Consider the following 13,337-nt stretch of genomic DNA (forward strand, 5'->3'; position numbering starts at 1 on the left):
TTCCGGGTATGGCGGACGAGACTCGCAATGGATCAGGGGTGCTCATGTCTTTAGCGCCGGGGTTTCTTGCTCTGCTTGCGCCCGGCGCTGGAAGCAGATTTCTTGACCGCCGCCTTCAGCGCCTGGATCGGCGACTTGGCAGTGCGGCCGCCCGCCGCACTGCCCTCGCGCGCGCCGGCGCGCTGCTCGGTGCCCTTGCCCGCGCGTTTGTCGTCACGCTTGCCACCGCGTTGCTCGCTGGCCTTGCGCGGCAGTGCACGTTCCTGCTCGGGCAGGTCGGAGGTGCGGCCGCCGGCCTTGTCTTTCATGGCGCGGGTCAGCAGCTCTTCGCCCTCGCGCACCAGCCGGAAGTCGATCTTGCGGCCGTCGAGATCGACCCGGCTGACCTGGACACGCACCCGGGTGCCGATGGCGTAGCGGATGCCGGTGCGTTCGCCGCGCAGCTCCTGGCGGGCCTCGTCAAAGCGAAAATACTCGCCACCCAGTTCGGTGATGTGCACCAGGCCCTCGACATACATCGCATCGAGCGTGACAAAAATGCCAAAGCTGGTGGCCGCCGTAACGACGCCGCCGAACTCCTCGCCCAGGTGCTCGCGCATGTATTTGCACTTGAGCCAGGCTTCCACGTCGCGGCTGGCTTCGTCGGCACGGCGTTCGTTGGCGCTGCAATGCAGGCCGGCCGCCTGCCAGGCGAGCTGGTCAGCGGTTGGTTTTTTGGGTTTCTGGTCCGGCTCGGTGACGCGCGAGGCCAGCCGTTTCGACAGCTTGGCCTCGGCCTCGCCAGGGGTGGGCAACACCGGCAGCTGATACCTGGACTTGGTCAGCACCGCCTTGATGACGCGGTGCACCAGCAGGTCCGGGTAGCGGCGGATCGGGCTGGTGAAGTGCGTGTAGGCCTCGTAGGCCAGGCCGAAGTGACCGGCGTTCATGGGGGTGTAGATCGCCTGCTGCATGGAGCGCAGCAGCATGGAATGGATCTGCATCGCGTCGGGCCTGTCCTTGGTCGCCATGGCAATCTTCTGGAACTCGCCCGGCGCGGGGTTCTCCGTGATCGTCATGCCGATGCCCAGGGCCTTCAGGTAGGTGCGCAGGATGTCCTTCTTCTCGGGTGTCGGGCCTTCGTGCACGCGAAACAGGCCTTCGTGTTTGCTGCCGGAGATGAAGTCCGCCGAACAGACGTTGGCCGCCAGCATGGCCTCTTCGATGATGCGGTGGGCGACGTTGCGGGTGCGCGGCACGATTTTCTCGATGCGCCCGGCCTCGTCGCAGACGATCTGGGTCTCGGTGGTTTCAAAGTCCACCGCGCCGCGCACGCCGCGCTCCTTGAGCAGCGCCTGGTAGACGTCATGCAGGTCCAGCAGGTGCGGCACCAGCGCCTTGCGCTGCGCCGCTTCCGGGCCCCGCGTGTTGGCCAGGATGGCGGCGACTTCGGTGTAGGTGAAACGCGCGTGGCTGAACATCACGGCCGGGTAGAACTGGTAGGCGTGGACTTCACCCTTGGCGTTGACCAGCATGTCGCAGACCATGCACAGGCGTTCGACGTTCGGGTTCAGCGAACACAGGCCGTTGGAGAGTTTCTCCGGCAGCATGGGGATCACGCGGCGCGGAAAATAAACGCTGGTCGCACGGTCGTAGGCGTCGATATCGATCGCACTGCCGGTTTCGACATAGTGGCTCACGTCGGCAATCGCGACCAGCAGGCGCCAGCCCTTGCCGCGGCCGACCTTGGCCGGCTCGCAATACACGGCGTCGTCGAAGTCACGCGCGTCTTCACCGTCGATGGTCACCAGCGGAATGTCGGTCAGGTCCACGCGGCCTTTTTTGTCGGCGGGGCGAACGGCGTCCGGCAGAGTGCGGGCCAAGGCAAGTGCGGCGTCGCTGAACTCATGCGGCACGCCGTATTTGCGCACGGCAATTTCAATTTCCATGCCCGGGTCGTCGATTTCCCCGAGCACTTCCTTGACGCGGCCCACCGGCTGGCCAAACAGCGCCGGCGGCTCGGTGAGCTGTACCACCACAATCTGCCCGGGCTTGGCCGTGCCGATGGCTCCCTTGGGGATCAGCACATCCTGGCCGTAACGCTTGTCCTCGGGCGCCACCAGCCAGACACCGCTTTCCTGCAGCAGGCGGCCAATGATGGGGTTGGGGGACCGTTCGATGATTTCCGTGACGCGGCCCTCGGGGCGGTTCTTGCGGTCATGCCGCACAATGCGCGCCTTGACGCGGTCCTTGTGCAGCACGGCACGCATTTCGTTGGGCGGCAGGTAGATGTCGGCTTCGCCGTCATCGCGCTGGACAAAGCCGTGGCCATCGCGATGGCCTGAAACAGTGCCCTCAAATTCGGCGAGCAGGCCGGCGCCTGGGCCGTTGCTGTGGGTAGTTGTTTTGATAACAGGTCTCTCTTCTTGAGATGATTAATGGGGGAAAGGATTCCGGCATCGGCTTGCTGCCGGCGGGAAATACATCGTCTTGTCTGTCTTTGTCTGCATGTCAAAAGCCGGCGGCTTGCCGGACCGGGGCGTGAAGTTGCGGCCTCGGCATGGGATGCGCCTCATGGACCGCACTTCGATTGAAATTTTTTGGAATCCGTACCGGAAAACCGATTTTGCAATGGTACACTGCTGGCTGTGCCCGGGTGGCGGAATTGGTAGACGCGCACGGTTCAGGTCCGTGTATCGCAAGATGTGGAGATTCGAGTTCTCTCCCGGGCACCAGATACATAAAATCCAGCAAAAGCTGGTACAAAAAAGGCCACCGCCAACCCGGTGGCCTTTTTGCTTTCCAGGCGCTTTTTCAGCACTTGTGCCAGCCCCTTCCGGACGTCTTCAGACCGGCACCGCCACCAGATCGTGGCCCTGCGTGCCGACAATCCGGGCCCTGGTGAATTCCCCGACCTTGAGCGTCTTGCTGATTTTCTCGGGAGGCAGCAATTTCACGACGCCGTCGATCTCCGGCGCGTCGGCATAGCTGCGGCCCACGCCGCCCTTTTTACCCATGCCGGGCGCCGAGTCCACCAGCACCTGCATGGTGGCCCCCACACGTTGCTGCAGCTTCGCTGCCGAGACCGCTTCGGCCACCGCCATGAAACGAGCGCGGCGCTCTTCGCGCACTTCGAGTGGCAGCATGCCCGGAATGTCGTTGGCGGTAGCGCCTGCCACCGCGCTGTAGGCAAAACAGCCGGCACGGTCAATCTGGGCTTCCTTCATGAAGTCCAGCAGGTGCTCGAACTCGGATTCGGTTTCACCGGGGAAACCGGCAATGAAGGTGCTGCGAATCACGATCTCGGGGCAGATCTCGCGCCAGCGCCCAATCCGCTCCAGATTTTTCTCGCCGCTGGCCGGCCGCTTCATGCGCTTGAGTACATCGGGATGGCTGTGCTGCAGGGGTACGTCCAGGTAGGGCAGCACCTTGCCGGTGGCCATCAGCGGCAGGATCTCATCCACACTTGGGTACGGGTAGACGTAATGCAGGCGCACCCAGGCGCCGTAGGGCTCGGCAATCTCGCCGAGCGCCTGCACCAGTTCCAGCATGCGGGTCTTGACCGGCTTGCCATCCCAGAAGCCGGTGCGGTACTTCACGTCCACCCCGTAGGCCGAGGTGTCCTGGCTGATGACGAGCAGCTCACGGACACCGCCCTCAAACAGCGCACGCGCCTCATTGAGCACGTCGCCGATCGGCCTCGACACCAGGTCGCCGCGCATCGACGGAATGATGCAGAAGGTGCAGCGGTGGTTGCAGCCTTCGCTGATCTTCAGGTAGGCGTAATGCCGCGGCGTGAGCTTGATGCCGGCGATGCCAAAGGCGTTGGGAACCAGGTCCACAAACGGGTCATGCGGCTTGGGCAGGTTCAGGTGGACCGCGTCCATCACTTCCTGCGTCGCGTGCGGGCCGGTCACGGCCAGTACACTCGGGTGCATCTGGCGCACCAGGTTGCCGCCACCCTCGCCCGCCTTGGCGCCCAGGCAGCCGGTCACGATGACCCGGCCGTTTTCGGCCAGTGCCTCGCCAATGGTGTCCAGGCTTTCCCGGACGGCATCGTCGATGAAGCCGCAGGTGTTGACAATCACCAGGTCGGCGCCTTCAAAGGTTTTGGAGGTCTGGTAACCCTCGGCGCTGAGCTGCGTCAGGATCAGCTCGGAGTCGGTCAGGGCCTTGGGACAGCCGAGGCTGACAAACCCGACGCGCGGCGCGGTGTTCAAGGTGGGGGAAGGTGGGGTAGCTAGGGCTTGGCTCATGCCCTCTATTGTCTCAGAGCCGGCCCGCTGCGACAGCCGGCGCGCGAAATGGCCTGACCCCGGTCAGCGCTTGAGGCCCAGGGCGGCCAGCATCTGCTCGCTTTGTTTTTGCATCTGCTCCTGCATTTGCGTGAACACGGTTTTCGACTGCTCGACATAGCTGCCCATCATGCCCTGCATGGTTGGCGACTGGGCATTGACAAACTGCGCCCACGCCTCCGGCGTCAGGCCCTTGGACTGCTCGGACATCTTGAGCTGCAGGTCCATGAAGGACTGGACGTTTTTCTCGAGGTAGGAACCCATGAAGCTCTGCATCGCATTGCCGTAAAAACGGATGATGTTGGACAACACCGCCTCGGTGAACATGGGCGCGCCGCCGGCTTCCTCTTCCAGAATGATCTGCAGCAGGATGCTGCGTGTCAGGTCCTCGTTGGTCTTGGCATCGCGCACCACGAAGTCGGTGCTGTCCATGACGAGGTTTTTGACTTCGGCCAGCGTGATGTAGGCTGAAGTATCGGTGTCGTAGAGACGGCGATTCGGGTATTTCTTGATGACACGCGGCGAGGCCGCCTTGCCGTTACCGCCCTTGCTGCCCGGTATTTTCCCCGACGTGCTGCCGACGGGGGGAGCCGGGTCGGTTGACGGGCTCCTGGACTGACTGGTGGGCTTGCTCTTGGGCACTGTGCGAACTCCTGTGAATGACTGCCTGCACCAATGCACAGGGTCACCACATTCTAGGAAGTATGCTTACCTGCAATCCCCTTGGTTTACCCTGTGAGCACCGTGGAATGCACAGTTGACAGGAAAACAACTAAAGGAAATTGGTAGGCGCGATTGGACTCGAACCAACGACCCCCACCATGTCAAGGTGGTGCTCTAACCAGCTGAGCTACGCGCCTAAGGACTGTTCGACCTCGTCATTGTAGCAGGGCAAACCCGGCCTTTTTGCACCCTGGCCGAAATTTTTGCCGACAAATCAACGCCTGCGCGCCGAACGCACGCCACTGACCTCGGCGACGATCGCAAGCACCTGGTTGAGCCGGCCCGAGTTGGCCACCTCCACCGTGAACGTCATCCAGGCCGTGCCGCCGCGGTTGTCCTTGACCGACGTGGTCTGCACGCCGATGACGTTCATTTTTTCACGCGCAAACACTTCCGAGATGTCGCGCAGCAGGCCCTGCCGGTCGGCCGCTTCCACGGCCACATCCACCGGGTACACCGACCCTTCGCTGCTTTTGGGCTGGCTCCACTGCACTTCGATCACCCGGTCGGGGCTGCCGCTGGCCATGTTCCTGAAGTTGCTGCAATCGCTGCGGTGGATGCTCACGCCCTTGCCCTTGGTGACAAAACCGAGAATCGCATCGGGTGGTGCCGGCTTGCAGCACCTGGCCAGCTGCGTGAGCAGCGAGTCGATGCCGACCACCAGCACCCCGCCCTTGCGTGCGCGCTCGGACGACTTGTCATGCTGCCGGGCTTTTTTGGCCAGCACATAGTCGTCCTGCGTGGGCGGCGGCTCGGGCGGCTTGAGCATGTTCTCGATGGTGCGCAGCGACAGCTCGTCCTTGCCCACCACTTCGAACAAATCTTCGGCGCTTTTAAAACCCAGTTGCGTCGCCACATCCTCGAGCTTCATCGCGGTCTTGCCCTCGCGCTGCAGCAGTTTTTCCACAGCCTCGCGTCCGCGCGCCACCGTCTGTGCCATGGCCTGGGCATTGAACCAGGCGCGCACTTTCGAGCGAGCGCGGTGGCTGGCCAGGAAGCCGAGTTCGGGGTTGAGCCAGTCACGCGACGGCCCCCCCTCCTTCGTGGTGACGACCTCGACCGTCTGCCCGTTTTGCAGCGGCGTGTTCAGCGGCACCATGGCGCCGTCGATGCGTGCGCCGCGGCAGCGGTGACCCAGGCTGGTGTGCACGCTGTAGGCAAAGTCGAGTGCTGTCGCACCCTGCGGCAGTTCGACAACGGCCGCGTCCGGCGTCAGGACGTAGATGCGGTCCTCGAACAGGCCCTGGTTGGCGTCGCGCGCCTTGGCCGCCACCGGCCCCGACAAATCACGTTCCCAGGCCAGCAACTGCCGCAACACGGCAATTTTTGCGTCGTATTCGCTGCTGGCCGACACGCCGCCGTATCCCTTGGTACCCGCTTCCTTGTAAGCCCAATGGGCAGCCACGCCGTGCTCGGCATGGTCGTGCATGGCCTGGGTGCGGATCTGGATCTCGACCGCCCGCTGCTGTGCGTCGCGCACCACCGTGTGCAGCGACTGGTAGCCGTTGGATTTGGGCTTGGCAATGTAGTCGTCGAATTCGCCCTCAACCGGCGTGAAATGCGAATGCACAAAACCGAGCGCCGCGTAGCAGCCCTTGACGTCGGCGGCGATCACGCGCAGGGCGCGGATGTCGAACACCTGTTCAAAGTCAAGGCCCTTGCCACGCATCTTCTTGACGATGCTGTAGATGTGTTTGGGCCGGCCCTGCACCAGCGCGGCAATGCCGTTGCTGTTCAGGTCGCGTTCCAGCTGGGCGCGCAGCGCCTCCATGAAAACCTCGCGCCCGGCGCGTTTTTCATCGAGCAGGCGGGCAATGCTTTTGTAAGTGTCCGGCTCCAGAAAGCGGAAGGCCAGGTCTTCCATTTCCCACTTGATCTGCCAGATGCCCAGCCGGTTGGCCAGCGGTGCAAAAACGTTGAGCGACTCGCGCGCCACGGCCAGCGGGCATGGTTGCCGTATGGCTGCAAAGTGACGCAGCGTCTGCAGGCGGGACGCCAGGCGCAGCATGACGACGCGCAGATCGCGCGAAAACGCCAGCAGCATCTTGCGCACGTTTTCAGTTTGCGCCGCCGGGTCTTCCAGCTGCGCCCTGTCGTCGGCGGCGCGGGCCTGCTTCTGCACATGGACGAGCTTGGTGGTCTCCATGGCCAGGGCGGCGAAGTTGGCACCGAAAGCCTTGGCAATCACCTCCTGCGGCTTGTTCAGGTGCGCGCAGGCGTGAACGAGGTAGGTGGCCGCCTGCATGGCCTCGGAGCCGCCAATGGCCCTGAGAATGGCCGCGACGGCGTCCGCATGGGCCAGGATGTTTTCACCGGTGTCCAGCGTTTCGCTGGCGATCAGCGGCTCGGCAAAGGCCCTGGCGCGGGCCAGCGTGTGCGGCTGGTCCGGCAGGCTGTCCGCTGTCGCCGTCACGATGGACGCGTTGGGCAGCGGTGTCATGGGCGCCACGCTCGGCTGGGCTTTCAAAGGCGATTTGGGCGGGGCGCCAGTCCCGGCCCCGGCATGTTTCGTCACAGGCAGCTTTTCAATAAAAAATTTCAGACAAGAAGAAAATCGCCCACCGTGCTGACCTGATCCATCGCCACCAGGGTCGGTGCGTGGCCGACACCTTCAAACTCCACCAGGCGGGCCCGGGGACCGCGCTGCATCATGGCCTGCGCCGTGACACGGCTGAGCAAGTCCGATTGTGCGCCGCGCACGACCAGTGTCGGCGCGCGAATGTTGTCAAAAAGTTGCCACAGCAGCGCCTCGCCTTCGCGCGCCGCCGCTTCGGTCGTCGCCCGGACCGGCTCCGCAATGGCCGGGTCGTAATGCAGCATCACGCGGCCATCGTCTGCACCGGGCACGGGCTTGACCATGTGGCGCGACAGCGCCAGCCATTGCTCGGGCGTGTGCGGGCCAAAGCTGGTCGAGATCGCCCACATCGCGTCGGCCGCGTGCTGCAGCGAGGCGAAGTGACCGGCTTTGCCGAGGTAGGCCGCAATACGCGTGATGGCCTGCCACTCAATGGACGGCCCCACATCGTTCAGGACCAGCTTGTGAACAGGCGCTGGCAAGCTCAGCTCAGGCTGGCCAGCCATGGCCATGCCGATCAGGCCGCCCATGCTGGTGCCGACCCAGTCCAGCATCGTGACCGGCGCTTGCTGGTGCAGGTGCGCCAGCAGTGCCATCATGTCCGCCGCGTACTGGGGAATCTGGTAACCCATGGGGTCCTGGAGCCAGTCGCTGCGACCGCGGCCCACCACGTCGGGGCACACGACCCGGACCTCGTCCGACAGGTACTCTGCCAGCACGTCAAAATCCCTGCCCTGGCGCGACAGGCCGTGCACACACAGCACCACATGCGGGTTGGCCGGATCGCCCCACTCCCAGTACGCCATGCGGTGGCCTCCCGAAACGTCGGGGCACGATACGTAGTTCAGCGTAGGTTCAGTCATGGCCAGGGAATCCGGGTTGCAGGCTTGATAATTGCCCGAGCCGCTATTTTTTTCAGCGTCTGACAGGCATCGTAAATCATCCGGAGAAAACTTCATGCTCAAAGGTAAAACTGCACTCGTGACCGGCTCCACCAGCGGCATCGGACTGGGGATCGCCAGGGCGCTGGCGGCGCAGGGGGCCAACATCGTGCTCAACGGCTTCGGCGACACTGAAGGCCCCAAGGCGGAAATTGCAGCGCTGGGCGTGAAGGTGGCCTACCACGGTGCCGACATGAGCAAGCCCGCCGAGATCGAGGCCATGATGACTTTTGCCGCGGCGCAATTCGGACAGGTGGACATCCTGGTCAACAACGCCGGCATCCAGCATGTGGCAAAAATCGAGAACTTTCCCGTGGAACGCTGGGACGCCGTTCTGGCGATCAACCTGAGCAGCGCCTTCCATGCCACACGGCTGGCCCTGCCGGCCATGCAGGCCGCCCACGGGGGCAAGGGCTGGGGCCGCATCATCAATGTCGCCTCGGTGCACGGCCTGGTTGGCTCGGCGGAAAAATCTGCGTATGTGGCGGCCAAACACGGCATCGTCGGCCTGACCAAGGTGACGGCCCTCGAAAACGCCACCACCGGTGTGACCTGCAACGCCATCTGCCCGGGCTGGGTGCTGACGCCGCTGGTGCAAAAACAGGTGGATGCCAAGGCCGCAGCTGGCGGCATCTCCAACGAACAGGCCACGCAGCAACTGCTGGGCGAAAAAGAGCCCTCGATGCAATTCACCACGCCCGAGGAACTGGGCGCGCTGGCGGTGTTTTTCTGCTCGCCGGCCGGCAACAATGTGCGCGGCGTGGCCTGGAACATGGATGGCGGCTGGGCAGCGCAGTAAAGCGCCGAAACCCCAGAACGCGCCAGGCTGGTGGCTGATGCCGCCAGCCATTCATGCGTCAAGAAATATAGCCAAATCGGTCGTCAGCCCTTGCTGATATTGCGCCAGCAGCTATTTATTTCATAGCAAACTTATTCTGCTCGCAACCATGCAAGCACAGCGGGTGTGGACTGGTCCACCGGGGACATATCGCGCCGGCCATAGAAAAAGCCCCAAGTCGCAAGCGACTTGGGGCTTCAATTCTGGTGGGCGGTGCAAGTTTCGAACTTGCGACCCCTGCAGTGTGAATGCAGTGCTCTACCCCTGAGCTAACCGCCCTGTTTGGTCAGCCTCAGATTATAAGGGGTTTTTGTCACGCATCAGCGAGTTCACGCCAGACAGTTTTGCCTTTGCTGCTTTTATCGATGTCTGCCAGCAGGCTTTCGTGGGCGGCGATCTCCTGATCGTTGGCCAGCAGCAGCGGCAAGTCAAAGCCACGGAGGTCCATCACCACGGCGGCGCCACCGTCCTGCGTACTGCCGCCCAGGTCCATCACCAGAGAATTCTGCCCGCGTGTCAGGTTGATGTAGACGTCAGCCAGCAGTTCGGCGTCCAGCAAGGCGCCATGCAGTGTGCGGCCCGAGTTGTCGACGTCCAGGCGATCACACAGGGCGTCGAGCGAATTGCGTTTGCCGGGATACAGCTCCTTGGCCATCATCAGGCTGTCGGTGACCTTGGCCACGCAGTTGCGGATCGAGACACGTCCCATCAGCTCGAGCTCCTTGTCCAGGAAGCTGATATCGAAAGGCGCGTTGTGGATGATGACTTCGGCACCTTCCAGGTAAGCCAGCAACTCGTCGGCGATGGCCGGAAACTTGGGCTTGTCCTGCAGGAACTCGTTGCTGATGCCGTGCACCTTGAGCGCGTCCTCATGGCTGTCGCGCTCGGGGTTCAGGTAGAAATGTTTGTTGTTGCCGGTGAGCTTGCGGCCGATCAGCTCGACGCAGCCGATTTCGATGATGCGGTCGCCGTTTTCAGCGGACAGACCGGTGGTTTCAGTGTCTAGAACGATTTGGCGCATGCCGTGGATTATCCCTCCAACACTTGCGCCAGGGTGCAGTTCAGTGCACTTCCTTGGCGTGGTTGATGGAGTATTTGGGAATCTCGACCGTCAGGTCGGTTTGGGCAACGATGGCCTGGCAGCTCAGGCGCGAGTTGGGTTCCAGACCCCACGCGCGGTCCAGCAGGTCTTCCTCGCTTTCGTCCATCTCGTTGAGCGAACGCATGCCTTCGCGCACGATGACGTGGCAGGTGGTGCAGGCGCAGCTCATGTCGCAGGCGTGTTCGATGTTGATGTTGTTGTCGAGCAGCGCCTCGCAGATGGACGTGCCGGCAGGCGCGGACACTTCGGCACCGTTGGGGCAGTACTCAGGATGGGGCAGTATTTTGATGATGGGCATGGTGTGTTCGGTCCGCGGGTCAGACCGTCGCTATGTTTTTTCCGGCCAGGGCCTGGCGGATGCCCCGGTTCATGCGCTGGGCCGCAAAGTTCTCGGTACCGGCAGCCAGGGCCTTGATGGCGGCTTCGATCTGCGCGGCGTCGCCCTGCTGCCGGACGGCCGCCAGGTCGACCATCAGGCGGTCGATCTCCACCTTTTCCTCGGGGGTCAGCAGGTCGGCATCGGCATCCAGCGCACTGCGCGTTGCCAGGATCATGCGGTCGGCATCGACCTGCGCCTCGGCCAGCGCGCGCGCCTGCATGTCCTGCTGGGCCGTTGAAAAACTCTCCTGCAGCATGCGGGCAATGTCGTCGTCGGACAAGCCGTAGGAGGGCTTCACGTCAATCCGCGCTTCCACGCCGCTGCCCTGCTCCCTCGCGCTGACGCTGAGCAGGCCATCGGCGTCCACGGTGAAGGTCACGCGGATACGCGCCGCGCCTGCGGCCATCGGCGGAATGCCGCGCAGCTCGAAACGCGCCAGGCTGCGGCAGTCGGCCACCAGGTCGCGCTCACCCTGCACCACATGCAGGGCCAGCGCGGTCTGGCCGTCCTGGTAGGTGGTGAAGTCCTGCGCCATCGCGGTCGGGATGGTCTGGTTGCGCGGCACGATGCGTTCAACCAGGCCGCCCATGGTTTCGATGCCCAGCGACAGCGGAATCACGTCGAGCAACAGCAGGTCGCTGCCGGTGCTGTTGCCGGCCAGCTGGTTGGCCGAAATGGCCGCCCCCAGGGCCACCACTTCGTCGGGGTTGAGGTTGATCAGGGGCTCGCGGCCAAACAGGCCGGCCACCGCGCGGCGCACCTGCGGCATGCGCGTGGAGCCGCCCACCAGCACCACGCCCTGCACGTCGTCCTTGCCCAGCCCGGCATCGCGCAAGGCTTTGCGCGCCACTGTCAGCGTACGCTGGGTCAGCCCGGCCGTGGCAGCTTCAAAGTCCGCAGCCTTCATATCAAATTGCACGTTAGCCCTTGCCAGACGGGCGGAGAATGCTACTGAATCCGTAGCAGACAAGGCCTCCTTGCAGACCCGGGCAGCCTGCAGCAATGCGGCTTTGTCGCCCGGTGTGAGGGTGTCTGCGGCCAGGCCCGCCTTGACCAGCACCCATTCGACCAGCGCGCGGTCATAGTCGTCGCCGCCGAGGGCCGAGTCGCCGCCGGTGGCCACGACTTCAAACACGCCCTGCGTCAGGCGCAGGATGGAAATGTCAAAGGTGCCGCCACCGAGGTCATAAATCGCGTAAACCCCTTCGCTGGCGTTGTCCAGGCCGTAGGCAATCGCCGCCGCGGTCGGCTCGTTGATCAGGCGCAGCACGTTGAGCCCGGCCAGTTGCGCGGCATCCTTGGTGGCCTGCCGCTGGGCGTCGTCAAAGTACGCCGGCACGGTGATGACCGCACCGAAAATCTCGTCGTCAAAGCTGTCTTCTGCCCGGTAGCGCAATGTCGCCAGGATCTCGGCGCTGACTTCGACCGGGCTTTTTTCACCGGCCACGGTCTGCAGCGTGACCATGCCGGGCTGGTCGATCAGCTGGTAAGGCAATTGCGCGCGGTTGACGATGTCGCCAATGCCACGGCCCATCAGGCGCTTGACCGAGGCGATGGTGTTTTGCGGATCCTGCACCTGCGCGGCCAGCGCGTCGAAACCGATCTGGCGGCTGGTGACGCCCTTGTCGTCGACCAGGTAACGCACCACGCTGGGCAGCAACACACGGCCCAGCGCATCGGGCAGGCATTCGGCCACACCGCTGCGCACGCTGGCCACCAGCGAATGGGTGGTGCCCAGGTCAATGCCGATGGCGATGCGCCGCTGGTGCGGATCGGGAGTCTGTCCGGGTTCGGAAATTTGCAGTAGGGCCATGAATGTTTTGGGTCGCGCTGGAGGTCTGTGACGGGCTATTGTCCCAGCGAGTCGATGCGCGCATCAATCTCGCTGCCAAAGCGCTCAATAAACATAAGGCTTCTGACCTGTTGGGCAGCAGCCGGATAGTCCTTGTCCCGATCCAGCGAGCGCTCTATTTTTGATAGCAGTTCGCGCTTGCTGTTCAAGGTCTGAGCGGCGATTTCTTCCAGATTGTCCAGGCCCTCGGCCTCTTCCAGCGCTTCACGCCACTGCATCTGCTGAATCAGGAAATCCGGCGGCATGGCCGTGTTGCTCTCGGCCTGGATGGGCGCGCCGTGCAGCTCACAGAGGTAGATCGCACGTTTGAGCGGGTTCTTCAGCCGTTGGTAGGCCTCATTGATACGCACCGACCACTGCATGGCCACGCGCTGGGCGGCAGCGCCCTGCGCCGCAAACCTGTCGGGATGCGCCTCGCGCTGCAGCTCTTTCCAGCGCGCGTCGAGCGCGGCACGGTTCTGCGCGAACTGCGCAGGCACGTCAAAAAGTTCGAAATCGTTGGATTGGAGCGACGCCACTTGGAGAATCTGGTTTCGGGATGGAAAGCGTAGCGAGCGGTCGTCAGGCGAGGCGCACGGAGCACAGCAACCGGAACGTACTCAGGTACGTGAGGATTGCGAGCACCGCGCAACGACGCATGGCGCCCGCGCAGT

10 protein-coding genes and 3 tRNA genes are annotated in these 13,337 nt (G+C 63.5%); 2 read left to right on the plus strand and 11 right to left on the minus strand.

Annotated features, from left to right (window positions below; translation table 11 throughout):
• Positions 1–50 precede the first annotated feature (50 nt).
• Entirely contained in the window at positions 51–2,351 is a 2,301-nt protein-coding gene (gene rnr, locus PSV26_RS12835) for a ribonuclease R (protein WP_300571751.1), read from the minus strand.
• Positions 2,352–2,629: 278 nt separating this feature from the next.
• On the opposite strand from rnr, the gene PSV26_RS12840 reads away from it, so the two are divergent.
• Positions 2,630–2,714: transfer RNA gene (locus tag PSV26_RS12840), tRNA-Leu, on the plus strand.
• Between the two features lie 111 nt (positions 2,715–2,825).
• On the opposite strand, the gene rimO is transcribed toward PSV26_RS12840, so the two are convergent.
• From rimO to PSV26_RS12865, 5 genes are all read right to left on the minus strand, one after another.
• Positions 2,826–4,235, minus strand: a complete 1,410-nt coding sequence (gene rimO / locus PSV26_RS12845; RefSeq protein ID WP_300571288.1) for a 30S ribosomal protein S12 methylthiotransferase RimO — start codon at positions 4,233–4,235, stop codon at positions 2,826–2,828.
• A 63-nt stretch (positions 4,236–4,298) separates the two neighbouring features.
• Positions 4,299–4,835, minus strand: coding sequence for a polyhydroxyalkanoate synthesis repressor PhaR (phaR, locus tag PSV26_RS12850; RefSeq protein WP_300519643.1), 537 nt, complete (start codon positions 4,833–4,835; stop codon positions 4,299–4,301).
• 222 nt (positions 4,836–5,057) lie between these two features.
• Positions 5,058–5,134, minus strand: a tRNA-Val gene (locus PSV26_RS12855).
• A 77-nt stretch (positions 5,135–5,211) separates the two neighbouring features.
• Positions 5,212–7,437, minus strand: a complete 2,226-nt coding sequence (locus PSV26_RS12860; protein WP_300571290.1) for a bifunctional (p)ppGpp synthetase/guanosine-3',5'-bis(diphosphate) 3'-pyrophosphohydrolase — start codon at positions 7,435–7,437, stop codon at positions 5,212–5,214.
• 98 nt (positions 7,438–7,535) lie between these two features.
• Positions 7,536–8,435, minus strand: coding sequence for an alpha/beta hydrolase (locus PSV26_RS12865; protein ID WP_300571292.1), 900 nt, complete (start codon positions 8,433–8,435; stop codon positions 7,536–7,538).
• Between the two features lie 94 nt (positions 8,436–8,529).
• Here PSV26_RS12865 and PSV26_RS12870 point away from each other — a divergent pair, with 94 nt between their 5' ends.
• On the plus strand, positions 8,530–9,312 hold the full coding sequence (locus PSV26_RS12870; RefSeq protein ID WP_300519117.1) for a 3-hydroxybutyrate dehydrogenase: 783 nt from the start codon (positions 8,530–8,532) through the stop codon (positions 9,310–9,312).
• Between the two features lie 243 nt (positions 9,313–9,555).
• Here PSV26_RS12870 and PSV26_RS12875 read toward each other — a convergent pair.
• From PSV26_RS12875 to hscB, 5 genes are all read right to left on the minus strand, one after another.
• Positions 9,556–9,630 (minus strand) — tRNA-Val (locus tag PSV26_RS12875).
• A gap of 34 nt (positions 9,631–9,664) precedes the next feature.
• A complete protein-coding gene (gene dnaQ / locus PSV26_RS12880) occupies positions 9,665–10,372 on the minus strand; it encodes a DNA polymerase III subunit epsilon (protein WP_300571294.1) in 708 nt (235 codons plus the stop codon).
• 40 nt (positions 10,373–10,412) lie between these two features.
• Positions 10,413–10,751 (minus strand): ISC system 2Fe-2S type ferredoxin, encoded by a 339-nt coding sequence (gene fdx, locus PSV26_RS12885; RefSeq protein ID WP_096665493.1) that lies wholly within the window; start codon positions 10,749–10,751, stop codon positions 10,413–10,415.
• Between the two features lie 19 nt (positions 10,752–10,770).
• A complete protein-coding gene (gene hscA, locus PSV26_RS12890; RefSeq protein ID WP_300571296.1) occupies positions 10,771–12,645 on the minus strand; it encodes a Fe-S protein assembly chaperone HscA in 1,875 nt (624 codons plus the stop codon).
• A gap of 35 nt (positions 12,646–12,680) precedes the next feature.
• Complete coding sequence (gene hscB / locus PSV26_RS12895) at positions 12,681–13,202, minus strand: Fe-S protein assembly co-chaperone HscB (protein ID WP_300571298.1); 522 nt, start codon at positions 13,200–13,202, stop codon at positions 12,681–12,683.
• Positions 13,203–13,337 lie beyond the last annotated feature (135 nt).

It is taken from the genome of Polaromonas sp., assembly GCF_029945685.1.
Taxonomy (GTDB): Bacteria; Pseudomonadota; Gammaproteobacteria; order Burkholderiales; family Burkholderiaceae_C; genus Polaromonas.